General features: G+C 54.4%; 21 protein-coding genes. 12 read left to right on the plus strand and 9 right to left on the minus strand.

Features of this window, described 5'->3' with window-relative positions; all coding sequences use genetic code 11:
• Positions 1-47: 47 nt before the first annotated feature.
• From O5O45_RS07860 to O5O45_RS07880, 5 genes are all read right to left on the minus strand, one after another.
• On the minus strand, positions 48-1,655 hold the full coding sequence (locus tag O5O45_RS07860) for a carboxyl transferase domain-containing protein (protein WP_305904667.1): 1,608 nt from the start codon (positions 1,653-1,655) through the stop codon (positions 48-50).
• Between the two features lie 62 nt (positions 1,656-1,717).
• Entirely contained in the window at positions 1,718-2,887 is a 1,170-nt protein-coding gene (locus O5O45_RS07865) for an isovaleryl-CoA dehydrogenase (protein WP_305904668.1), read from the minus strand.
• Between the two features lie 93 nt (positions 2,888-2,980).
• On the minus strand, positions 2,981-3,364 hold the full coding sequence (locus tag O5O45_RS07870; protein WP_305904669.1) for a MerR family transcriptional regulator: 384 nt from the start codon (positions 3,362-3,364) through the stop codon (positions 2,981-2,983).
• Between the two features lie 250 nt (positions 3,365-3,614).
• The gene (locus tag O5O45_RS07875) at positions 3,615-4,280 is read right to left on the minus strand and encodes a transglutaminase-like cysteine peptidase (RefSeq protein ID WP_305904670.1); all 666 of its coding nucleotides are present in this window, start codon (positions 4,278-4,280) and stop codon (positions 3,615-3,617) included.
• A 309-nt stretch (positions 4,281-4,589) separates the two neighbouring features.
• Positions 4,590-5,465 carry a type II secretion system protein N gene (locus tag O5O45_RS07880; RefSeq protein WP_305904671.1) on the minus strand — a complete coding sequence of 292 codons (876 nt, stop codon included), beginning with the start codon at positions 5,463-5,465 and terminating at the stop codon, positions 4,590-4,592.
• A 307-nt stretch (positions 5,466-5,772) separates the two neighbouring features.
• Here O5O45_RS07880 and gspE point away from each other — a divergent pair, with 307 nt between their 5' ends.
• The 11 genes from gspE (at position 5,773) to gorA (ending at position 16,284) form a co-directional block, all read left to right on the plus strand.
• The gene (gene gspE / locus O5O45_RS07885; RefSeq protein ID WP_305904672.1) at positions 5,773-7,329 is read left to right on the plus strand and encodes a type II secretion system ATPase GspE; all 1,557 of its coding nucleotides are present in this window, start codon (positions 5,773-5,775) and stop codon (positions 7,327-7,329) included.
• Between the two features lie 81 nt (positions 7,330-7,410).
• Positions 7,411-8,637, plus strand: coding sequence for a type II secretion system inner membrane protein GspF (gene gspF, locus O5O45_RS07890; protein WP_011397723.1), 1,227 nt, complete (start codon positions 7,411-7,413; stop codon positions 8,635-8,637).
• A gap of 41 nt (positions 8,638-8,678) precedes the next feature.
• Complete coding sequence (gene gspG, locus O5O45_RS07895; protein ID WP_305904673.1) at positions 8,679-9,128, plus strand: type II secretion system major pseudopilin GspG; 450 nt, start codon at positions 8,679-8,681, stop codon at positions 9,126-9,128.
• A gap of 47 nt (positions 9,129-9,175) precedes the next feature.
• Positions 9,176-9,730: a type II secretion system minor pseudopilin GspH gene (gspH, locus tag O5O45_RS07900; RefSeq protein ID WP_305904674.1), complete on the plus strand. Its 555-nt coding sequence runs from the start codon at positions 9,176-9,178 to the stop codon at positions 9,728-9,730.
• Entirely contained in the window at positions 9,714-10,127 is a 414-nt protein-coding gene (gene gspI / locus O5O45_RS07905) for a type II secretion system minor pseudopilin GspI (protein WP_305904675.1), read from the plus strand. The genes gspH and gspI overlap by 17 nt, the downstream gene beginning before the upstream one ends.
• Positions 10,127-10,951, plus strand: coding sequence for a type II secretion system minor pseudopilin GspJ (gene gspJ, locus O5O45_RS07910; RefSeq protein WP_305904676.1), 825 nt, complete (start codon positions 10,127-10,129; stop codon positions 10,949-10,951). The genes gspI and gspJ overlap by 1 nt, the downstream gene beginning before the upstream one ends.
• A complete protein-coding gene (gspK, locus tag O5O45_RS07915) occupies positions 10,854-11,981 on the plus strand; it encodes a type II secretion system minor pseudopilin GspK (protein WP_305904677.1) in 1,128 nt (375 codons plus the stop codon). Before gspJ ends, gspK begins: the two co-directional genes overlap by 98 nt.
• Positions 11,982-12,048: 67 nt before the next feature.
• On the plus strand, positions 12,049-13,347 hold the full coding sequence (gene gspL / locus O5O45_RS07920) for a type II secretion system protein GspL (protein ID WP_305904678.1): 1,299 nt from the start codon (positions 12,049-12,051) through the stop codon (positions 13,345-13,347).
• Positions 13,348-13,350: 3 nt separating this feature from the next.
• Positions 13,351-13,875 carry a type II secretion system protein M gene (locus tag O5O45_RS07925; RefSeq protein ID WP_305904679.1) on the plus strand — a complete coding sequence of 175 codons (525 nt, stop codon included), beginning with the start codon at positions 13,351-13,353 and terminating at the stop codon, positions 13,873-13,875.
• A gap of 377 nt (positions 13,876-14,252) precedes the next feature.
• Positions 14,253-14,879, plus strand: coding sequence for a GNAT family N-acetyltransferase (locus O5O45_RS07930; protein WP_305904680.1), 627 nt, complete (start codon positions 14,253-14,255; stop codon positions 14,877-14,879).
• A 58-nt stretch (positions 14,880-14,937) separates the two neighbouring features.
• Positions 14,938-16,284 carry a glutathione-disulfide reductase gene (gene gorA, locus O5O45_RS07935; RefSeq protein ID WP_305904681.1) on the plus strand — a complete coding sequence of 449 codons (1,347 nt, stop codon included), beginning with the start codon at positions 14,938-14,940 and terminating at the stop codon, positions 16,282-16,284.
• A 24-nt stretch (positions 16,285-16,308) separates the two neighbouring features.
• Here gorA and O5O45_RS07940 read toward each other — a convergent pair whose 3' ends face one another.
• The 4 genes from O5O45_RS07940 to O5O45_RS07955 all read right to left on the minus strand — a co-directional run bounded on the left by O5O45_RS07940 (position 16,309) and on the right by O5O45_RS07955 (position 22,786).
• On the minus strand, positions 16,309-18,288 hold the full coding sequence (locus O5O45_RS07940; protein ID WP_305904682.1) for an ATP-binding protein: 1,980 nt from the start codon (positions 18,286-18,288) through the stop codon (positions 16,309-16,311).
• Positions 18,285-19,223, minus strand: coding sequence for a hypothetical protein (locus O5O45_RS07945; protein ID WP_305904683.1), 939 nt, complete (start codon positions 19,221-19,223; stop codon positions 18,285-18,287). Before O5O45_RS07945 ends, O5O45_RS07940 begins: the two co-directional genes overlap by 4 nt.
• Positions 19,224-19,246: 23 nt before the next feature.
• Positions 19,247-21,499 carry a TonB-dependent receptor plug domain-containing protein gene (locus tag O5O45_RS07950; RefSeq protein ID WP_305904684.1) on the minus strand — a complete coding sequence of 751 codons (2,253 nt, stop codon included), beginning with the start codon at positions 21,497-21,499 and terminating at the stop codon, positions 19,247-19,249.
• A gap of 168 nt (positions 21,500-21,667) precedes the next feature.
• Positions 21,668-22,786 (minus strand): hypothetical protein, encoded by a 1,119-nt coding sequence (locus O5O45_RS07955; RefSeq protein ID WP_305904685.1) that lies wholly within the window; start codon positions 22,784-22,786, stop codon positions 21,668-21,670.
• Between the two features lie 426 nt (positions 22,787-23,212).
• Between O5O45_RS07955 and O5O45_RS07960 the strand changes: the two genes are divergently transcribed.
• Positions 23,213-24,112, plus strand: coding sequence for a S1/P1 nuclease (locus O5O45_RS07960; protein ID WP_305904686.1), 900 nt, complete (start codon positions 23,213-23,215; stop codon positions 24,110-24,112).
• Positions 24,113-24,141 lie beyond the last annotated feature (29 nt).

Genomic DNA, 24,141 nt, shown 5'->3' on the forward strand with positions numbered 1-24,141 from the left:
GGTCTGGTGGTCGGCTGAGTTGGCGTCATGTGAAGTCCTTGTCGCGCCTACATGCGGAACACGCCGAATTTGCTGTCTTTAATCGGGGCGTTCAACGCGGCGGAAAGCGCCAGGCTCAACACCATGCGGGTGTCCGCCGGGTCGATGATGCCGTCGTCCCACAAGCGCGCGGAGGCGTAATAGGGATGTGACTGCTCGTTGAACTGCTGAATTGTGGGGGCCTTAAACGCCTGCTTCTCTTCTTCGGTCCACAGTGCGCCTTTGCGGCGTAGATTGTCCTCGCGCACCTGCGCCAGCACGCCCGCCGCCTGCTCGCCGCCCATTACCGCGATGCGCGCGTTCGGCCACATCCACAGAAAACGGGGGTTGTAACCGCGGCCGCACATGCCGTAGTTGCCGGCGCCGAAACTGCCGCCAATGATAATGGTGAATTTGGGCACTTCCGCGCAGGCGACTGCCGTGACCAGCTTGGCGCCGTTTTTGGCGATGCCGCCTTCTTCGTACTGCTTGCCCACCATGAAGCCGGTGATGTTCTGCAGGAACACCAGAGGAATTTTGCGCTGGCAGCACAGTTCAATAAAGTGAGCGCCTTTGACGGCGGACTCGCTAAATAAAATGCCATTGTTGGCGATGATGCCTACGGGATAGCCGTTGATGCGGGCGAAACCGCACACCAGCGTTGCGCCATAGAGCGCCTTGAACTCATCGAATTCAGAGCCGTCCACCAGTCTGGCGATGACTTCATGCACGTCATAAGGCGTACGCAGATCAGTGGGGACGACGCCGCGCAGCTGTTGAGCGGGATAGAGCGGCTCTACAGGCGTCTGGATGTCCATGGTGACAGTTTTCTTGCGGTTGAGGCGTTTAACCGCTTGTCTGGCCAGCAAGAGGGCGTGGAACTCGTCTTGAGCGTAATGGTCCGCCACCCCGGAGATACGGCAATGAACGTCTGCGCCGCCCAGGTCCTCGGCGCTGACTTCCTCGCCGGTGGCGGCTTTCACCAAAGGTGGTCCCGCCAGAAAGATGGAGCTTTGTCCTTTCACCATGATGGCTTCGTCCGCCATCGCGGGCACATAGGCGCCGCCGGCGGTGCAGAGACCCATCACCACGGCGATTTGTGGAATGCCTTGGGCGGACATGCGCGCCTGACGATAGAAAATGTGCCCGAAGTCTTCTTTGTCGGGGAAGACTTCATCCTGCTGTGGCAGGTTGGCGCCGCCGGAATCCACCAGATAGATGCAGGGCAGGTTGTTCTCTTCTGCAATGGTCTGGGCGCGGATATGCTTCTTCACCGTCAGCGGGTAGTAGGTGCCGCCTTTGACTGTCGAGTCGTTGGCGACAATCATGCATTCGACGCCCTCGACCCGTCCGATTCCGGCAATGACGCCGGCGGCGGGCACATTGTCTTCGTAGACGTTGTAGGCGGCGAATTGGCCGATTTCAAGAAACGGAGAACCGGGGTCGAGCAATTTGGCGACGCGCTCACGGGGCAGCAACTTTCCTTTTGCGCGCTGCTTTTCCTGAGCGGCGTGGCCGCCGCCTTGTTCGATAAAACTGATTTCAGTCTTCAGATCATCCACCAGTTTGCTCATCGCCGCGTATTGGCTTTGATAGCTTTCGCTGTCGGTGGATGTTTGGGATTTCAGAACAGCCATAGCTTCGTCCTGTCTTGCTGGGTGGTTGTTTGGATTCCTTGCGGCGAACCGGAAGCCGAAGGCTACCGGGACTCCTCGAACAGTTCGCGGCCGATCAGCATTCTGCGGATCTCAGAGGTGCCGGCGCCGATCTCGTACAGTTTGGCGTCGCGCAGCAGTCTGCCGGTGGCGTATTCGTTGATGTAGCCGTTGCCTCCGAGGATCTGAATGGCGTCAAGGGCCATCTGGGTGGCTTTTTCCGCGCAGTACAGAATTACGCCAGCGGCGTCCTTACGCGTGGTTTCGCCACGGTCACAAGCGGCGGCGACGGCGTAGAGGTATGCGCGGCAGGCATTCAGTGTGGTGTACATATCCGCCACTTTGCCCTGAATGAGCTGGAACTGGCCGATGGCCTGGCCGAACTGCTCGCGCTCATGGATGTAGGGAACGACGACATCCATACAGGCCTGCATGATGCCGATAGGGCCGGCGGCCAGTACGACGCGTTCGTAGTCCAGGCCGCTCATCAAGACTTTCACGCCCTGGTTGAGGCCGCCGAGAATATTTTCTTCCGGCACTTCACAATTATCGAACACCAGTTCACAGGTGTTGGAGCCGCGCATGCCCAGTTTGTCGAGTTTGGGGGAGCGGGAGAAGCCGGGGTAATCGCGCTCCACGATGAACGCGGTGATGCCTCTGGGGCCGGCCTGAACGTCTGTCTTGGCGTAGATGACGTAAGTGTGCGCGTCGGGGCCGTTGGTGATCCACATTTTGGCGCCGTTCAACACATATTTGTCGCCTTTTTTTACCGCCTGCAATTTCATGCTGACGACATCACTGCCGGCGTTGGGCTCGCTCATGGCGAGGGCGCCGATGTGTTCGCCGGAGATCAGTTTAGGCAGGTACTTCTGTCTTTGCTCCGGCGTGCCGTTACGGTAAATCTGGTTGACGCACAGGTTGGAGTGGGCTCCGTAGCTGAGCGCGATGGAAGCGGATGCACGGCTGATTTCCTCCATGGCCAGGACATGGGCCAGATAACCCAGATCCGCGCCGCCGAATTCTTCGCTGACGGTAACGCCCAGCAGGCCCATTTCTCCCAGGCGAGGCCACAGTTGATTGGGGAACGCGTTATCTTTGTCTACCTGCGCGGCGATGGGGGCGATCTCTTTCTGCGCGAATCCCGCTACTTGTTCACGCAGCATATCCAGGGTTTCACCCAGTCCGAAGTTCAGGGAGTGATAGTGGTTGGCCATAATGGTTCCTTTGTTATTTTTAACGTTGAATCAATGTCATCAGAAGAGGGCCTGCCGCGATTTGTTACGCACGCTCGCCGCGCATTTACATCGTCAGTCTTTTCCAAAATCCGCCAGCGCCTGACGGCAGCGCTCTTCCGCCTCATCCAGTTCCTCCTGCATGAGGCGAATATCGGACAGCTGCTGCTTCAGGATGTCTCTTTTTTCCGCAATTTTGTTCAGCATCAGTTGTAGCTGCACCCGGTTGCCGCTGTCCGGGTCGTACATGCAGATAATTTGTTTGGATTCCGCCAGGGAGAAGCCGAGTCGTTTTCCTCGCAAGATAAGCTTGAGGTAAACGCGGTCTTTTTCTGAGTAGATGCGGGTCTGTCCCTGGCGTTCCGGGCTGAGCAGCCCTTCCGCTTCGTAAAACCTGATTGTCCTTGTGGTAACGTCGAACTCCTTCGCCAGGTCACTGATGCTGTAGTTTTTTGTCATGGGCGTTCTCTGTCTGAATTGAGCAAAATTATTACAGCAAGTTTACGTTTACGTCAACGTTATAATGCGTCGCCATGAATAGGCGGTCAGTAAGTGATGCCCGGGGAGGCGAATGAAAAGAAAATGGGCCGGCGGCTAGAAGGGGCGCTGATGCAAAATAATAATGTGATAGCGGAAAAGCGCTTGATCGAAAAAGAGAAACGAAAAAATCAGGTGCGGCCAGTCGTACTGGCTTGAACGAGGTCTGGGATTAGAGGCGAGTCTGCAACTGTTGCAGCATGCGCGTGTTCAAATCGTTCCACTGATCCAGCCGGTTGGCCTGGCCTACGCGCTTGCCCAGCCCGCGTTGCTTGGACAGCCATAATCCATCGCCATTGAAGCTGTAGATGGGGTAGAGGTCATCGCGTTCGGAGCCAGATCGGATTTCCTGAATCAGGTTGTCCAGTATCAGTGGTTCTTTGCTCTGGTCTGGATAGTACGCGAGCACCATGTGCGCCTGATTGAGTTTCAACGCCTTAACGTAGGTGATGCGCAGCTTGTCGTCCGGCACGCCCATTTCACGCAAGGCGAAATACTTGGCGATAGAATAGTCTTCACAGTCGCCGCCATTAGTGACCAGCAGCTCAACGGGCGTCGCCCAGTAATCTTCCTGGCCCCAGTGCTTGATGTCCGGAATGAACTGGGTTTCGTTAAAGAAGGCGTTGACCATCATTAACTTACGTTCGTCGGGAATGTCTTTGGGAGTATTGAGTAACTTTTGCCAGCGTTCCAGACGCTCGCGGGCGGAACCGCCGTATTCGCGTTCGACGTGAGTCAGAATCTGCTGGCTGATTTCGAAGGCGGCGGACGCAACAAGAGCCCAGCATGAAAACAGGGTGATGGCTGTTTTGACACGCAATTTTCTTGTCCACTGCATAGGTGGGGCGTCCCGTCGTCGATGTCGTTGGTATAGTTAATGCCGGTTGATGGACCGGAGTCATAGTTATGTTTATGAGTTTAAGTATAGGAATTAATCTGAAATATGACTGGATGAGTTTTGTAAAACTGTGTAAGGAAAGGTGAATTCTGGGGCTGGCCCTAAGTGGTTTAAATACAAGGAAAATAAAACGAATTGTCCTGAGAGGATCGGGTTCTGGACAAGTAAGAACTAGAAATCGTTGATCCAGGGAAAAGGGAGGAAGCGCCGGAACGATATTGACGTTTCGACGCTTAAAATTGAGCGTGATTAACCGTTATTCTTTTGCCGGATTTGTTCGCGCAATTTTTGTAGTCGATCACGAATTTCCTGACGACGTTGCTCATCCATTTCGCTCAGCTCCGAACTGTTGTCGCTGGAAGGCTCGGAAAACTCCTCTGGCGGCTGATCGATAGCGTAAGTCGGTTCTTCCTGATAGGCGGGCTCTGAAATCGCCTGCTGAGAGCCGTCATCATGAGGTGCGTCTACGACTGGAACAGGTTCGCCGCCGCTGTCAGGTTGCTCATACTTGGGTTCTTCGTATTGAGGCTCCGGGTACTCAGGCTCTTGATACTGCGGCTCTTCGTAGACGGGTTCCTCGTAAGCGGGCTCAGAATAGTCAGGAGCGTCGTCGCGGGAAACGCTGGCGTAGGTTTCTATGCTGGCGCCGGAGCTGGATTCTTCAGGGAAGAACAGATTCTCCAGGCTGCCGCGGCGATCGATGACCACGCGGTTGGCGTAGACGGAATGTAGCGTTGCGTTGCCGGGCATGTTTTCGCCCACGCGGAAGAAGTCGGTGTTGCGATCCGGTCCTTCAATCAATGCGCCGCCGGACTCGCCTTTTTCAAGATTGGTGGCTGCTACGCCCCGCAAAGTCAGGCGGAGGTTGGTGGGCGGTAGATCTTCCGTCTCTTTTTTCTGAGCGACGGGTTCGTTTTTGCCGAACAGATTGAGGGGCGCCAACTGTTGAACGGTGCGTTCCTGTTTGACCTGAGTTGCTGGCGCCGCCTTGACTACAATTTCCTTCTTGGTGTTGTAGTCGAGCCAGAACTGATAACCGCGCCAACCAACCGTCGCGGTAGCGGCGATCAACAGTAGCGACGCCGTAATGGAGGGGGCGGAATTGAGTAGTTTGTCTTTATTCACGATGAATCTGTCTCGGTGTTCTAATGGCTCGCTTTTTATTATGTGCGACCATTATCCCGGTTAAGTAATTCTGTGCCCGGTATTTTTGCTGTAGCAGCTTTAAAAGAAAAGCCCGGAATTCTCAAAAATATACTAAAAACGGGTATTTAATGGCCTTTATTACATATAATTAACTATAAATGAAATGAGACCAGGTAGTCTGGAATCTCTTGAAAAGATAAAGTAGATTCTCAAACCTTCCCGGCTTCCATGTATGGCCTGAGCGTAAGCCGGAATGACAATGTTTACAATAGACTAAAGGTTAGATATGGACGAGCGCCAACTCGAAGCAACTGAAGACGCGATCCCAGTATTGACGGACGATTCCGAAGATCAGGAGGATCAGCCGCGGTTCTATTACCGCCTGCCGTTTTCATTCGCCAAGCGCCATGGCGTGTTCGTCGGTCAGCCGGATCAGAATCACGGTCAAATTGTTTATTACAAAGAGTCGCTGAAGCCGCAAATATTTGCGGAAGTAAATCGATATGTCGAAGGTAAATGCCGCTTTGAAGTGATAGAAGACGCCGCTTTTGAGGATGGTTTGGCGAAGGCCTACCAGAATGACTCCACTGAGGCCATGCAAATGGTGGAGGGCCTGGGCGACGATATGGACCTGGCCAGCCTGGCGGACTCCGTTCCAGAAACGGAAGACCTGTTGGAACAGGAAGACGACGCGCCTATCATCCGCCTGATCAACGCCATTCTGACGGAAGCAGTTAAAACCAACGCTTCGGATATTCACATAGAAACCTTTGAGAAAGACCTCGTCGTGCGCTTCCGCGTGGACGGTGTGTTGAGAGAGATGGTTAAACCCAAGCGGGCGTTGGCGCCGCTGCTGGTGTCTCGTATCAAGGTTATGTCCAGATTGGACATCGCGGAAAAAAGAATTCCTCAGGACGGCCGGATTTCCCTGCGCGTAGCCGGTAAAGAAGTGGATATCCGGGTGTCCACCATGCCTTCCGCCAACGGCGAGCGTATCGTACTACGTTTGTTGGACAAACAAGCGGGCAGATTGAAACTGGAAAAGCTCGGCATGGCCGATCGCGATTTCAAACTGATCAAAAAACTGATTCATCGTCCTCACGGCATTATTCTGGTGACGGGGCCTACGGGCTCCGGTAAAACCACTAGTTTGTATGCGGGGCTGTCTGAAATTAATGATCGCAGCCGTAACATTTTGACGGTTGAGGATCCTATTGAATACAACCTGCCGGGCATTGGCCAGACTCAGGTCAACACCAAAGTCGATATGACCTTTGCACGCGGCCTGCGCGCCATCCTGCGTCAGGACCCGGACGTGGTGATGATTGGTGAGATCCGGGACTTGGAGACAGCCGAAATCGCAGTTCAGGCGAGTTTGACGGGACACTTGGTGTTGTCCACCCTTCACACCAACAGCGCGGTGGGCGCTGTAACCCGTTTGATGGATATGGGCGTGGAGCCTTTTTTGATATCTTCAAGTTTGATCGGCGTAATAGCCCAGCGTCTGGTGCGCGTATTGTGCGATCAGTGCAAAGAGGCGTACACGCCGGACGACGAGGTTTGCGAGTTCCTCGGCATTGACCCGCAAAACCCGCAGCAAATCTATCATGCGAAAGGCTGTGCAGACTGTAACCACCTTGGCTATCGGGGGCGGTTGGGTATTTACGAAGTTATTGAGGTCGATGAAGAGCTTCGTCATCTGGTGCACAAGCAAGCCGGCGAAATGGAGCTGGAGGCCTGCGCTCGCAAGCGTGGCCCGAGCATTCATGCGGACGGCATAGCTAAAGTATTGAAGGGCCTGACCTCCGTCGAGGAGGTGGTGCGGGTAACTCACCGGGAGTAATGCGCGAAGGCGATTTAAAAAAGGTTTGGCGGCAGGCGCATACTTCCGAACGGCAGTCTAAAACATACAGTATTACCGCATATGGCAGCATTTGATTTTAAAGCCCTGGACCAAAAGGGGCGTCCGCAAAAAGGCGTTCTTGAAGCGGACAGCGCCCGTCAGGTCAGGCAGCAGATTCGTGATAAAGGATGGACGCCTCTGGAAGTCACCCAGGCGTCTGAAAAGCAAAGCAATAAAAATGGCGGAGGCGGAGGCTTTCGTCCTCGCGGAAGCCGATTGGGCGCTGCGGACCTTGCATTGTTGACCCGCCAGATCGCTACTTTGATCCAGTCCGGCATCCCCGTGGAGGAGACCCTGAGCGCGGTGGCCTCGCAAAGTGAAAAAGCCAAAGTCAGAAGTATGATGCTGGCGGTGCGGGCCAAGGTGCTGGAGGGGTATTCTCTGGCGGATAGTCTTAGCGAGTTTCCCAGTGCGTTTCCTGAACTTTATCGTTCAACGGTAGCGGCCGGGGAGCACGCTGGTCACCTGGATCTGGTGCTCAATCGTTTGGCGGATTACACCGAACAGCGGCAGATGAGCCGGCAAAAAATCCAACTCGCCGCCATTTACCCTATTATCCTCACATTCGTGGCGTTCGGCATAGTCGGTTTCCTGCTGGGTTACGTGGTGCCTGACATCATCAAAGTGTTTGTCAGTAAAGGGCAGGCGTTACCGGCTTTAACTCAGGTTATCCTGGCGCTGAGCGATTTTGTCGCAAACTATGCGTTGCTTATCGTGGCCGCTCTGGTCATCGCCTTCTTCTCTTTCACCTATGCAATGAAAAAAGAAGGTTTCCGACTTCAGGTGCATCGGCAATTGCTGCACCTTCCCTTCACCGCAAAGATGTCGCGGGGAATTAATACCGCCCGGTTCGCCAGTACGCTCAGCATACTCAACAGCAGCGGCGTGCCGCTGGTTGACGCCATGCGCATCGCTGGCGAGGTGTTGAGCAATCAATGGCTGAAACTACGGGTCGCCGAAGCGGCGCAGAAAGTGCGGGAAGGCGGCAGTCTGTACAAGTGCCTGGAGCAGACCGGTTATTTTCCGCCGATGATGATTCATATGATCGCCAGCGGCGAGGCCAGCGGCGAATTGGGGGAAATGCTGGAAAGGACCGCCAGCAGCCAGGAAAACGATCTGCAAAGCCGCATCGCAACGATGGTTGGACTGTTCGAGCCCTTGATGCTTCTAGTCATGGGCGGCGTCGTACTGATCATCGTTATGGCGATCATGTTGCCGATTTTGAGCATGAGCGATCTGGTTGGTTAAAATACACATCAATAAAAGAAGTAATGTTACAGAGGGAAAAAATGAAACCTAAAGCGTCATTCAAAACCAGGAAATCCGTACAGGGCTTCACCCTGATCGAAATCATGGTTGTATTGGTTATCCTTGGATTGCTGGTGGCGGCTGTAGCGCCCAAGATTTTGGGGCGCGCTGACCAGGCCAAAGTGACGACCACGCAAACCAACATCAAAACCATCAGCAATGCTCTGAATATGTACAAGCTGGATAACTACAATTATCCCAGCAGTGAGCAGGGCATCGAAGCGCTGGTGAACAAACCGTCCGGTTTCCCTGAGGCTAAAAACTGGAACCCAGAAGGCTATATCGACAAACTGCCCGTCGACGGCTGGCAGAGAGAGTTCGTTTATATTTCTCCTGGCACCCACGGCGCTTTTGACCTGTATTCATTGGGCGCTGACGGTAAAGAAGGCGGCGAAGGTTACGACGCTGATATCACCAGCTGGGATAAATAACCGGTGCGCCGTCCCTGTATTTGGAGCGGCGATTGGAAAGAGACATTATGAAGCGCGCTCACAAAGGTTTTACGCTGATTGAAATACTGGTCGTGCTGGTCATTATCTCGGTAATGGTCGGCATGGTCACGTTGGTGGTCAGTGGCAATCGTGAGCGCAGAGAGTTGGAGAATGAGGCCAGAAAACTTCTGGCCATCATGCAGATGACCTCCGATGAAGCCATTTTTCAGAATGTGGATATCGGGCTGCGTCTTGACGATGATGGTTATGCCTTCATGGGGTTTGACGATACGGCGCTCGCCTGGATCGAGTTGCCGCAGGAGTTTTTGAAAGAAAGAGAACTGCCAGAATGGTTGGTCTTGGACTTTGACAAAAAGAACAAGGAAATTGAGCTGAAAAACAAGGATGAAGGCAAGAAAGACAAGAAGGACGACAAAGACAAGAAGTTCCTCCCTCAAATCCTGTTTTTGTCCAGCGGAGAAAACACTCCGGTTAATATCGAGCTGAAGCTGAAAAGCAATGAAGAAATTAAGTTCATCATCAAGTCCGATGGCCTGAATGGATTTGAAATGAAAGGACCGGCGGATGATGAAGATGCCTAAACCGTTGCGCCGATCGCCGCAAAGTCGCGCAAAAGGCTTTACGTTACTGGAAGTGCTGGTGGCGTTGCTCATTTTTTCGATCAGCGTCGCCGCGTTGGTGCGTGGTATGACGCAGATTGTGAGGCAGACGGAGCAGTTGGAGCTAAAAACCTTCGCCGCCTGGATCGCTGACAATGAGTATACAGAGCTCGCGATTGCGGAAAACTTCCCCGCCGTTGGCGAAAAGAAGAAAACGGTAGAGTACGCAAGCCGTACGTGGCGCGTTGTTGAAAAAGTCATCGCGACGCCGAACCCCCAGATGAGAAAAGTGGAAATTCAGGTCCTGATCGCCGATACGGCGAACCTGTCGGAAAGGCAGATTATCTCGGTCACCTCGTTTATAGGTAATAACTCCTGATGTCTCCTGCAGTCATGTCATCTAAGCCTGCTGTCGTGAAAGCCCGCTCTCGGGAACAAGGCTTTACTCTGCTGGAGGTGCTGATCGCCGTCACTATCACCGCGATAATCGGCACGGCCGCATTTCAGTTTTTGGGGCAGGGGATACGTAATAAAGAAAACTTGGAAGCCAAGAGTAAGTCTTTGGGAGAGATTCAAAAGGCGCAGCGTGTGCTGGAGGCGGATCTCGGTCAGATTGTGGCCCGTAGCGTGCGCGGAGAATATGGCGATGAGTTTTATTCCGTCACCAATCTGAATGCGCTGAAACTGATCGAATTCTCCCGCACCGGCTGGCGTGACACCAACGACCTGCTTGAGCTGATCACGGAAGATGAAGAGGAAATCAGTCGTCGCAGTAATTTGCAGCGGGTTTCCTATGAGCTGGAGGAGAATACGTTGTATCGGGAGTACTGGGAGGTTATGGATCGGGCGCAGGACTCTCAGCCCTTGAAGCAGCGTCTGCTGACGCATGTTAAGTCCGTGAAGTTCAGGTTTATGGACAAGGACAATCAGTGGCATAACGAATGGCCGACGGAAGACATGCTGACCAATCAGAACGAGCCCGCCTATTTGAAAGTGCCTAAGGCGCTGGAAATTACCTTGGATCACGAACAGTTCGGCGGCATTCGCCGTATTTATCAGGTGGCGGGTTGGGCTGAGATTAAAGATTCCACCAATGGCGGTGGTAATGGCGGCAATTCTGGAGGCGGCAGCGGCGGTAATAATTCCGGCGGCGATAAACCAGATCCCAATAGTAACGGCGGCTCAGGTAGCGGTCGTGGTTAGTGGTGGAAATAGCGGGCTGCACAAACAGTCCGGCATGGCGGCGCTCATTGTTATCTTCATCGTCGCGCTGGTGATGGTGTTGGTGGCCGGCCTCTTCAACATTCATTATCTGGATATCCGCCGCACTTCCAATATTCTGGAGCAGGATCAGGCGAAGATGTACGCCCTGGCGGCGGAAACCTACGCCAGAACCATTCTGCGTGAGGATTTCGCCCAGGATAAGAAAGCCAACAAAATGGTGGACCATGAGGTCGATAACACCGATGAGCCTTGGGGGCAGTACGCGATTCAAATCCCTATCGACACCAATGTCGGCATTCAGGGGCAAATCGACGATCTCATGGGGCGCTTCAATATCAATAGTCTGGTGACCAATAAAAACGGCGCCAGCGCAGTCAACAAAGAAGCGGTGCAGCAGTTTGAGCGCTTGTTGAGCTCATTAAAAAACATCAATCCGGATGTGACGGCGGAGAAGTTCGTAGATTGGATTGATGTGGACGATCAGATCTATCAGCTCAAAGGTGCGGAAGAAGAAACCTATCTGCTCAAAAAGCCGCCATATCGCGCCGCAAATTCGTATTTCAATGATATATCGGAATTTTGGCTGATCGACGGCATGGACGCGGCGACTTATAAAGAGCTTAAAAAGTTTGTGGCGATACTGCCTAACAGCTCCGGCATGCTCAATGTGAACACCGCGCCGGCGGAAGTGTTGATGGCGTACATTCCCGGGCTGGATAAACAGACTGCGGATAAGATCGTCGACATTCGTAAAGAGGAAGGGCATTTCGCTGACGTGAATCAGTTTCTTTCTTTGGCCGAGTTAGCGGGCAAGAAGGATATACCCAAGAAATTGTTTCAAGTGAATAGCGAGTATTTTCAAGCGACCTTGCGCGCTATTTTTAATGAACGGACAACGCGGTTAATATCTATAATTCATCGTGACGCTGAAGAAGGTAACACCAGCGTTTTGCGACGGGATTTTGGTAAGAAAGAAGACATTACCAAGGAAGTGTATGTTCCCAAATAAGGACAGGATCAGTTTCTGGCTTTCCGTCGCGGGACTGTTCGGAAGAAAATAATTAAATGTGTGAATTATGACCATCAAGTTATTTGTTAGACCGATTCCGGTCACCCAAGCCGCCGCCACAGCGCTGGAATGGGCGTTGTATAGTTATACGGGCGAGCGGATCGGTTCCGGAAGGGCTGACGACGCCGAAGAACTGATGCAGTTGGTGGCCCAGCATGACCTGCAGGATGTCTGGGTGCAATATGTGGCGCCAGCCTCTCATTTTACCTTCACGGTCGCCCACGTGGCCGCCAAACAGGCGCGCTATGTGCAGCAGGCGTTGCCTTTCGCCATTGAAGAAGCCATCGCGGAAGACGTTGAGTCCATGCATTTGGTGACCGGCGAGCGTATCGGCAAGGAAGAATATCCGGTGCTGGTCATCCGTCGGGAAAGGATGGATCGCTGGTTCGACGCCGCCAACGCGTTGGAGTTTCCATTGCACGGCATGTACGTGGATGCGCAAATGTGCCCGGGTGAAGAGGGCGCGTTAACGGTGCTGTTTGACGGCGATGAGGTGTTGCTGTTCCAGCCTGGGTTGGTGTGCATGCGCACCCATCATGAAAACCTGTTGCCTTTTCTGGAGATTTGCGCGCGCAACCGTGTTTCATCCGAATCCGAGCTGGAGGGCGATGCGCCTGCTTGGAATATTCGCGTTCTGACGCCTGAAGAGCAGAAAGAAAGCCTTGGCGTTTTGTTGGCGCAGATAGAGCACGTTGATGGCGCTATCGTGCAGATCGAGTCATTTTCCGTATCTTCTTTCGATTTATTGTGCGAGTCATTTTTCAACACCAGCCATGCCGCGAACCTATGCCAGGGTTCATATGCGATCAAGGAAAACCGCGGCTCGTCCGGCATCGGCAAATGGTGGCCTGTGGCGGCGGTGGCGGCGGGATGGTTCGCCATTCAGGTTGGCCTGGATCTGACGCAAGGGTTCATGTACCAGAAGCAAGCCGAAGAGTATGAACAGCAGATGGTCAAATTGTACCGCTCGCTGTATCCCAATGAGAAAAATGTGAGCAGCCCGAAGCGGCAGATGGAAGGCAAGCTGCGTAACGCCAGCAATACTGGCGGCGGAGGCTTTTTACAACTGCTGGGAGAGGCGGGCTATCAATTGTCCGTGCAGCCTGGCAAGCAGAATATGGGCTTCAACAACCTTCAGTTCAGTAACCAGCGCGGCGAGCTCGCGGTGGAAGTGAAAGCTCCCTCTTTGGACCAGCTGGATCGCTACAAGCAGGCGCTGGTGCAATCCGGATATCAGGTGGACATCGGCTCTGCGATCAAAGAGCCCAGTGGTGTCCGCGGCAAGATTACCATTAAGGGGAGCTAGGCAATGGGAAGCATACAGCAACTTAAAAAGATCCCCGCCGTGGGCAAGGGCTTGAGCTGGTTTTACGGTCTGTCGCAGCGCGATCAGACCGCTTTGAAGTGGATGGTGCTGGTTGTAGCGTTGTTCAGTGTTTACATGTTTGTATGGGCCCCGGTGCAGGACTTTGTCGAGAGTTCAAAGAACAGTGCGGAAGCGTCGCACGAGTCTTTGACCTGGATGAAAGAGAATGAAGCCCGCGCGCGCGCCTCTTCGCGTCAAAGCGGTTCTGGAAAAGGTTCGATTTCCGGCGGCCAGTCATTGTTGTCCACTGTAGGAAGTAGCGCACGCAAGTTTGGGCTGGAGTTACAGCGTTTCGAGCCACGCGGCGAGGACAAGGTCAATGTGTGGCTGGATAAAGTTTCTTTCAACCAATTGATGCTATGGTTGGGCGAGCTTGAGAAGAATTATGGCGTCGCGGTGGAGCAGATCACCGTAGATAAAGCCGATGCGCCCGGAGTTGTCAGCTCCAGGCTTTCCTTAAGCATATAATCCCTTTATTATCAGTGGATGCGGCTGTTTTCGTCAGCCGCTGACGCTATCCGGAAAATTCGTCGGAATTCAGATAACGAGCCCATTTTATTGACTGGCGCAAGGACGCGTCAGCGGGTTACATAACCCGAAGCCCAGGGGCGGGAACATTCCTCTTTGGGCATGCGTTAAAACGATTAGGGATGTGGTTTTTAATGCTGGAGCAGTAAAAGGAACGACAGCAGTAATACAGTCGGCAAGCGCCTGGAGAGACCCCTGCGGGTAACGGTGCGTCTGGCCGGTATTAACCGGCTTGGGCCTGTAGAACGCCTATTCAGCGCGCTTGGAAGTACAAATATAAAAATAATGATACTTTCTAGCTCTCAGGAGACCATAAAATGACTGGGGACCTCGTCGCTGACACTGCTTTAGTGCGTCTGGACAGAAGCGCGCTGTCTGAAGCAAAGTCCATTCTGTTTCACGCTTACCGCCATGAGCCTACTTTTCAGTATTTATTTGATTCTTCCCGCCCCGGTTATGACCAAAGAGTTCGCGCCACCATCCGTGAAGGACTGGAGCTGCACTTTGCGCACAATCAGGATGCGCTTGGGTTGGTGGATGAGGATACGTTGGTGGCGGTCGCGTTTATTGGCAGCCCGGAAGCCAGGTTCAGTCTTGCCGATCAACTGAACTGGCGCATCAGGATGATGCTCACCGCGGGCTTGTCCTCCACCAAGCGTTACATTGATTATCACGAGCAGGTGCATGCCTGTCTGCCGAAAGACACCCATCACCACTTGCCTTTTATCGGTGTGCACCCCAAATACCAGAGTAAGGGATACGGCCGCATGTTGATGCAGGTGATTGAAGGCATCTGCCGGGAAAGTCCGTTATCCTCCGGCATAGGGCTGGACACTGGCAATGCGCGCTATCTGCGCTTTTATCTTGGGCTGGGCTATGAAAAAGTCGGCGAGGTCCGTTTGGGCAACGTCACCGAAACGGTGTTGTTCAAAGCTTGCCACTGAAGCGCCGCCCGCCGGATTATTAATTTACCTAATGTAAAAGCTTAATAAGGCGCTTTAAATGTATGATTTAGTTGTTATTGGAGCCGGTTCGGGAGGCGTGAGAGCGGCTCGCGTAGCGGCTCAGTTAGGCGCAAAAGTCGCCATTATCGAAGAGCGTTTCTATGGTGGCACCTGTGTTAACGTGGGTTGCGTGCCGAAAAAGCTGTTTGTCTACGCCTCACACTACGGCGAAGACTTCCATGACGCCCAAGGTTTCGGCTGGGACGCGGGATCGCCAACCTTCAACTGGCGTCGGCTAGTTGAAAATAAAGACAATGAAATCAAACGATTGAATGGTATTTATGAGAATCTTCTCAAGAATGCCGGCGTGGAAATTATCGATGGACGCGGGACAATTAAAAGTCCTGGTCACGTTGAAGTAAATGGCGAGGTGCTGCAGACCAAGCATATTCTGGTGGCTACAGGCAGCAAGTCGTTTACGCCGGAGTTTCCAGGTTGTGAGCATAGCGTGGATTCCGACGCCATGTTCTATCTGGAGCGTCTGCCGAATAAGGCGATTGTCGTGGGCGGCGGTTATATCGCTGTGGAGTTCGCTGGCATACTCGCGGGTCTCGGCGTAGAGACTCACTTGGTTTATCGCGGCCCGCGTCTGTTGAAGAAGTTCGACGGCGATATTCGTGATTTTCTGCACGATGAGATCGTCAAGAAAGGTATTCATCTTCATTTAGAAGATGATGTTGTCGCCATCGACAAGGCCGATGACGATACAGCCCCTTATTTGGTGAAGCTTAAATCCGGCGTCACTCTGCAGGTCGGCTTAACGCTTCACGCGACAGGCAGGACGCCGAATACAGCCGGACTGGGTCTGGAGCAAAGCGGCGTCAAGCTGGGCGCGAGAGACGAGGTGCTGGTGGATGACGATTACCAGACCAATGTGCCCGGCATATTCGCCGTCGGCGATGTGATTGATCGTTATCAGCTCACGCCGGTGGCGCTGTCAGAAGGCATGTACGTCGCTAACTACCTGTTTGGCGAGAATCCGGTGGCGCTGGATTATGAACGCATCCCTACGGCGGTGTTCTCTCAGCCGAGCGTCGCCACCATTGGTCCAACCGAAGAAGAGGCGAGGGCGAACCACAGTAACATCAAGGTATTCCGCTCCAGCTTCCGCGCCCTGAAAAACACACTCAGCGGCAATCAGGAACGCACCATGATGAAACTGATTGTGGATGGGGATACAGACGTGGTTCTCGGCGCCCACATGGTCGGCCCGGAAGCGGCTGAGATTATTCAGGGGTTGGCGGTGGCGATTCGGGCTGGCGCCACCAAGGCGATATTCGATACTACCATCGGCATCCATCCGTCCAGTGCGGAAGAGTTCGTCACCATGCGGCAGCCTGTCTAGAGGCCGTCGCGAACGCTTCTTCTTTTAGCGATCTTCATCGCCGTGAGCGGCGGCGTTTTCCGGCGTGGGGTTTTCCGCGTCGGACTCCCCCAGCCAAGTTTGCAGGCATTCCACAAGCTGTTGCTTTTTAATGGGTTTGCTCAGGTAATCGTCCATACCGGCCTTGCGGCAGGCGTCGGCGGCGCCTTCTAAGGCGTTGGCCGTTAACGCGACAATGGGGGTGGGTTTGACGCCGGCGCGGGTTTCCATCTGCCGGATCTTGGCGGTGGCCTGATAGCCGTCCATGACGGGCATTTGACAGTCCATGAAGATCAGGTCGTATTTGCTCCCGCGTACTTTTTGCAGGGCTTCTTCGCCGTTGTCAGCATTTTCAGTTTCTATGCCCAGCTTATTGAGGATGCCGCAGGTGACTTTCTGGTTGACCTGATTATCCTCCACAATCAAAACCCGGCCCTGGAACCGCGGAATCGGTCCGGCCGCCGGAGCGTTCCAACTGGAGCCGTCCGGTGAGCGCCGATAATGCAGCGTCAGTGCGAATTTGAAACAACTGCCTTTGCCGGATTCACTTTCAACGAAAATTTCTCCTTCCATCAATTCCAGCAGACGCTTGGCGATCGCCAGACCCAGGCCGGTTCCTCCGTAACGCCGCGAATTGGACTGATCCGCCTGTTGGAAAGAGCTGAACATCCGCCGCTGCTGTTCGGGAGCGATGCCGATGCCGCTGTCCTCCACCTCGCAGGTGAAGCAGACCTTATCGGCGCCGATTTCCTCCCAATTGGCGTGTACGCGGATGTAGCCCTCCGCGGTAAACTTGATAGCATTATTGATCAGATTGGCGAGCACCTGGCGAATGCGCGCGGGATCGGCGGTGACCAGCGCGTCCTGTAGCTCGCCTTCATACTCCTGATGCAATAACAGGCCTTTTTCTTCGACCTGAGGACGGAAGGCGTTGAGTGTTTCTTCCACCAGAGAGCGCAGGTTGAATTCAATGGGGTCGATGGACAGGCGTCCGCGCTCGATCTTGGAGAAGTCCAGAATATCGTCGATGATGGCGATCAGATGTTCCGTGGAGCGCATGGCTACATGGGTGTATTCCTTCTGTTCTTCATCCTGCTGGGTTTCCTGCAATAACTGCAACATGCCCAACACGCCGTTCATGGGCGTGCGCAGCTCGTGGCTCATAATAGCCAGGAACTCGCTTTTGGCCTTGCTGGCGCTTTCTGCTTCATTCCGGGCGGTTTCGATCATTCCCAGATGTTCGGTCTGCTCTACGCTGGCTTTTTCCAGCGCCACCGCGAGCTGATTGATGCTGTCCCGCAAGCGGCTTAGCTCCAGCCCTCTGATATCCGGCGCACGGGTGCGATAGTCTCCGTTTTTTATCAACTCCACACCTGCGGTGAGTTGTTCAATGGGGTTGGCGATAGAGCGGGCCATATTCCGTATCAGCAGATAAGTGAGGAACATGAGCAGGGCGGCCACAGTGAAAGAGCTGTAGATAATCCGGTGCTGGCCCTCGATGATGACGCTTTCGGTAATGGCGACCTCCACTTTGCCGATTCGCGAAGGGCCGGTCGTGAACTGGAACTCGCTGGCGAAACTGGCGAAGGCGTCGTTCTCCAATTCGATCTGTGACTGCAGAATGTCCGCGGACAGCATGATCGGCGTTTCGTCGGCGTCGGCCAGCTTGCGGCCTGCGCCGTCGATCTCCGCCATCAAGTTGCCAAAGGAGTCGTGAATAGTGATGTGGTGCACCAATGGCGACTGCGCGACTTTGCCAAGCAGCTTCTCCAGTGCGCCGGTATTGCCGGAGATGACGTCATACTCCACCGCCGGGGCGAGTTGGTCGGCGATCAGTTGTCCCCGTGCGATCAGGTCAGTGCGCGCCTCGCTAAGTCTTACCGTCGTGAAGAAGAATACTAGGCACGCAAACATCAAGCCGCTGGGCAACAGGCCGAGCAGCAAGGACTTCTTGTAAACGCTCCAGTCTTGAAAACCGCGTTTCATTGTTCAGCCTCTGACATTTCCAGACGATGCTGCAACTCGTAGGCATCGGGAATGATTAAATTCAGCGAGCGCGCCACCTGAATGTTGACGGCGACGGAAAAGTAGCGGGGATGTTCCGCCGGAGCAGGCTTTTTGTCAGTAAGGTAGCGCTGGACTATTTCCGTCGTCTGACGGGCGAAGTCGGCGCTGGTTGAATAGGTGGTGGCGAGCGCTCCTGCTTTGACGAAAGCGAGAGAGGGGCCGATCAAAAAGCGATTATGCCGGTAGGCGGTGAGCAGGATGTGTTTGATCTGTGAACCGTTGAATACATCTGTGTCCAGAATGCCCAGCAGATAGTCCGTATTGTCCAGCGCGGCGCTGAGCATGCGTTGTGCGCTTTCATACTGGGACAAGGGGTAATTGCTGAGCAGTTGTCCAGCCACAGGCGTGGCGGGCAGATCCGTCAATGGCTGGGCGCTGAGTACCCCCGCCGTGCGAGCGGTGGGCAGTATCAAACCGGCCAGTCGCGCCTGCCGCTGCAGCGGCGCATCCAGAAAGATAGCAGTGTGCGGCGTTGCGTCGGGATATTCCTGGGTTAATCTCTGATACTCATTGCGGCTGACGAACAGACTGATCACCAGTTGGCCCCTGGCCCCCGCCAGACTTTGCTGCAATGCCCGTTCGCCCAACGCCAGGATGACGGCGTCATTGTCCAGTGTGGAAAAGTGAATATTGGCGTCGCTGATGAACTCTGCGCGCCAGGGGGCGGGAGACAGCGCTTTGAATTCCTCCAGGAATTTGGCGGCGATCGGAGTTCTTTCCGGTCCCGCCACATAGACTTTCAGACTGAAATCCCGCGCGCCTGCAACAGTGGAGAGAGACAGCGCCAGCATCAAGGCGGCCCAGGCCGCATAGCGCCGGAAGGCGGCGAGAGAGAAGGCTAATGATGCAAACATACCGGCCATCCCTGCTCCCCGCCTCAAAACTTCAGGTTCGCGGACAAAAACAGATGGGTGCGGTCGTCCAGGACGTTGTCGCGGTACATGATCGGATCGTCGCTCAGGTAATGCTCCAGTTTTGCGGATAGCTCCATCTGCCCGCGACCCAGACGGCGGTGATAGCTGACGGCTAGATCGGCGCGCTCGTAAACATAGTCGCCGATAGCGTCGGCCAGATAATAGGCCATCGCCGCATCAAATCGGTCGTTGATCCGTCGCAGCCAGGCGAAACTGCCGCTATGGCGGGCGGACATGCGAGACTCGATCTGGAACAAACGACTGACGTCGAAACTGGTGTAGGCGGTGTAAAAGTCCGTCACGGAGCCGGTGTATTCCTCATCCTGATCCAAGTAAGCGTAGGTCGCTCTGAGGGTGTCGCGCAAGGAAGGAGAGTAGGTAGTTTCGACTTCGAAGCCGGTTTGCTCGATCTTGAGGTTATTTTCAGGTTCGAAGGAAAAGTACTGCAACGGCGCGCTGATAAGGTCCCACATATTGTCGCGAAATACCTTGATGTCCGCTTCCAGTCCCCATTCGGGATAGTTGAGATAATAGCCGATTTCGCGGGAGACAATTTTTTCGTTATCCAGCCCTCCAGGCGACCGGATCAGAAAGCTGCGGGCTTCGGTCTCGCCATCCAGAGGCGGATCCAGATCTCTGGCGACGAAGCTCCAGGCGACGGACTGCTCATAGGTGTCTGGAGTGCGCACCGCATGAGACACCACCAGACGTAATGTCTGGTTGGGCGTCAGGTGATAGAACATGGCGCCACGGGGGGAGAAATAACCGCCATTGGCCTGATCATGCTCCGCCATGCCTCCCAGGTTAAAGCCCAGGTCCGGCTGCGGCCGATACTCCAGATTGAAAAACGCCCGTTGCAGATAGTTATCATCGCCGCCGTTAAAGTAGGTTTCCGAATAAAAGCTGTCTTTGCGAAAGCTCAAACCGGATACCAGCCTCAGTTCATCGGAGAAGGTGTAAGTGTCCTGCAGTTCAATATCCTGCCGGGTTTCTGCGATGTCCAGATTAATACGGCCGCAGACAACGGCGTCAGGATCGCTGGCGAACATTTCCTCGATCAATGCGCGGGCGATCGCGTCATCTTCCGTGGAGCCAAGCCCTGAGCCCGTCCCGGAGGCAATATTGGCGTGTATCTCAGAGAGTGTTGCGCCGTTGGCGCCGATCAGGATGGAGCCGAAACGCTGATTGGCCGCGTATAGGGCGGACAGGTTGTCGCTGAACAGAATGGGGTGATTGCAGTTCGTCCAGTCCTGCTGTCGGATGCGTCGATGCACATAGGCTTGCACCTGGAAAAAGTGATTGGCGTTCACTTCCCGCCGCCAGCTCACGGAGGCGAATCGGTCGCGTTCGTCGGAGTCAGGGACGCTGGTCTGGCCGTCGCCGGTATCTGGGTGATATTGATGGTCGCCGTTCAACAGACCGGCTTGCACTTGCAGAATATCCTTGGGCCCCAATTGCATATTGGCGGAAAGGTTAAATCCGTCCAGGTCGTAACTGTCGATAAAGGGCTCGCCATTGGCGCGGCGATCAAAGCCATCGTCCTGTTTGCCGTTTACGGAAATGCGGTAGTTGAGGGTGTCGCCGCCTCCGCCGTAACTGGCGTGGTAGCGATTGTAACCATTGCTGCCGTCCCAGTAGGTGAGGGAGGTTCCGTGAGTGTCATAGGGATGTTTGGTGATGATATTGACGATAGCCAGGAACGAATTGGCGCCATAAGCGGCGGCGTTGGGGCCGCGGGTGATTTCAATGCGCGCAATGTCTTCCAGAGCGACCGGAATATTGAGCCAGTCCACATCCGCCAGGTTAGGGTTATAGACGGATCGTCCATCCACCAGCACCTGCAGGCGGCGCTGCTCGTTGGCGTTGGTGCCATGGTAGCTGACGGAAGGAAGGTTGGAGGACACGGACCCAACGGTCATGCCGGGAACCAGACGAAAGGCGTCGTGCAGATTGCGTACGCCAAGCCGATGCAGCAACTCAGTATCCAGAACCGTTACGGTCGCCGGGGTTTCCGAGCGGGGCTGTTTGAGCCGGGCTGGCGTCAGCACCACCGGGATCTCAGCGGACTGCCAGTCCGTCATGGATAGGTCGACCGCCGCCAGCATATCGTTCTGTGAAGAGCTTTCGACGGCGTAGGTGAAAGAGCTGGCGCAAGCCAAAACAAGCGCAGACAGACCGCGTCGCTCTTTGGTCGCTCGGACAGTTATCAACCGCATATGATAGCGTCTAGTTGTGTGGTATGAGGTTTCCCGGTGTCTTGTTCTTATTCGTTTGCTCCCTGCCAGGTCAAGCCGACGTCGTTTCCGGCCCTGCGTTTCCATCGCCCATCGGGTGTCCGCTGTGGAGGAATCGCTGCTGACAAAGCTGACTTTTACCCTAGAAAGTCATCCGGCGCAATATTTAAGGTTTTTTAGCGCCTTATGCGCGCAAAGTTTGTCCGATGCGATAGCGACGTCTACTAAATAGAAAAGCGACGCCAACCCGAAATGATCCCTGCCCATATTGTGATACACCATGCCCAGCGCGATATCCTCCGCGCTATAGCTTTGGTGATGGGTGCTGAAATACAGGGCGCTCTGGTTCAGTTCCTCGTCATTCAGCAAGCGTGTTATACGGCCGACGCCGCCATGATAGGCCTGAATCAATAACAGGCCATACAGGGTGTTGCGTTTCTTCTCCGGCAGCTTGCCGAACAGCGCATTAAAAGGTTCTTCCAGATTGCGATGGTTCTGCTGATACAGCTTCAACGCGCAGTCGATTTGCGCCATACGGTGCAGATAGTACTGCTTGGGCACGCCGCAATCCTTCAGCACCGTGGTGCGCAATTGCATGATGCCGTTGGCGTTGGCGACGGACCGACTGTTTTTCAGCCCGCCGCTTTCGATCAATACCTGGCCGAGAATCTCCCGCATGATGGAGTCAGGGAAGCTATAGCGCCCCTGGGCTTTGCGGGTTTCGTAGATATCGATGAAAGCTTTGTATAGCGGAACCGGCGCATTCTTGTCGCCCACCTTCAGGCCGTCCCAGGAGCCCCAGATCAGCACGTCTTTGTCTGGTCCCATCATGCGCGCCGTAGACTCCTGCAAGTCCACGTGAGGTTGGTCGCAGGCGAGCGCGAAGGGATAACCGGCGTCACTTAGCGAGCCTTCCGCCCAGAAGGGCTCCTTCTTTTTGGCCGCCAGTTTTTTACGCAATTGGTTGATGGCCTGCTGGGTGGCGGCTTCATCATCCCGATTGTTGAGATAGCCTTTGAAGATGCCCTGGTTATCGAACAGGATGTGCCGGTCAGGCTTTTCGCAAAATCCGGTGGATAACAAAACCCAGGTGCGGATGATGCTCAGATTACGGTAAAAGTTCAGGCTGTATCGGTAGGGTGTCTGTCTGACGGCTTCTGTCCAACGTTCCAGCTGGGCGTCCGCAACGGCGCTTCTTACTGGTGAAAGAGAAGTCAGCAGGACCAATGCAATAAAACGGATGACGAGTGTAATTCTAAAGCTACGCATATCCAAATAGTGTCAGCAGTGAAATTCATACGCAACCGGCGCGAAGCGTATTCTCGGCCTGTCTATAACGCGGAAACCACAACAGACCCTAGGCTAATGTATTGTTTTACGGTAACTTATGGAAGCGTTAGGGCTTTTACTCAAGTCTCCCTCGCCGTATAAAACGGCGCAGAAAGGCGTGCTTTCGCGAGAGCTTACGCAGCCGCGCCCTGAACTTGGGCGAATATCGCGCCAGAACGGTTAGCGCTATAAAAATCAGCGGCAGGCCCAGAGGAATTGGCAAGGGAAGAAGCACTGCGCCAACAATCAGCAATGCGGATGCGAGAATAATGTAAGTCCAATGTACCACTTTCATAGATGACGTACAGTTAGGCGGAAATCGCGGCATCTTAATCCGCCGTTTATGACAGGATGATGAACAGTTTTATGAATGCGAAGTTAGCGGTTAAAAGAGAGTGGAGGTTGTCCGTGTTGAGGTTGCTATGCGGACGTGGGTTCGATTGGCGAGCGCTGGCTGTCATGGCGGCGCTGGCGCTTTCGCCCACCTCCGCCTGGGCATGGGGGGAGCTGGGACACCGTGTGGTGTGCGATGTCGCCTGGAAGGAGTTGTCCCCCGCGGCGCGGGATCAGGTGCAGAAGTTGTTGCAGCAGGCCGGTAAACGCACTTTCGCGGAAGCCTGCCTGTGGCCGGATCAAATCAGGTCAGAAAAAGAGTTCAAACATACTGGCTCCTACCACTATGTGAACGTCGAGCGCGCCGCCGCCCAGGTGTCCGCAGCTACGGATTGTCAAAGCAAAGGCTGCGTGCTGACTGCGCTCAACGCGTATGCGGACGCCCTGAGAGGCAAGCCGCACCCGGATTATCAGGCCAGTCCAGCGCAGGCGTTGATGTTTATCGGGCACTTTATCGGCGATATTCATCAGCCCCTGCATGTGTCCTACGGCGATGACCGAGGCGGCAATAAGGTCGCTTATAAAGTTGCTGGCGAGGAGACCAATTTACATCGCTTGTGGGATGTAAATATCCCTGAGTCAGGCTTGCCCCGGGATTGGCGCAAGGCGGGCAAGAAAGTGCGCGGCAAGCACCGCGGAGAGACGGTCACTGCATTATCCTTGCAGGAGGCGGAAGCCTGGGCGAATGAATCGCTCGCCATCACCCGAAAAGTCTATGAATCGCTGCCGACACAAGGCTCCGAATGGAGTAAAAAAGATCTGGCGCGGGAATACCCTATCGCTGAAATGCGTCTTTATCAGGCGGGCGTACGCTTGGGCGCGGTCCTGAATCAACTGTTGGCTCCCAATCAGACCCAGACTCAGGCGGATTAGACCAAAAGACGAGGGCGCAGCCGGTCGGC

Origin of the sequence: Hahella sp. HNIBRBA332, assembly GCF_030719035.1 — a bacterium.
Taxonomy (GTDB): Bacteria; Pseudomonadota; Gammaproteobacteria; order Pseudomonadales; family Oleiphilaceae; genus Hahella.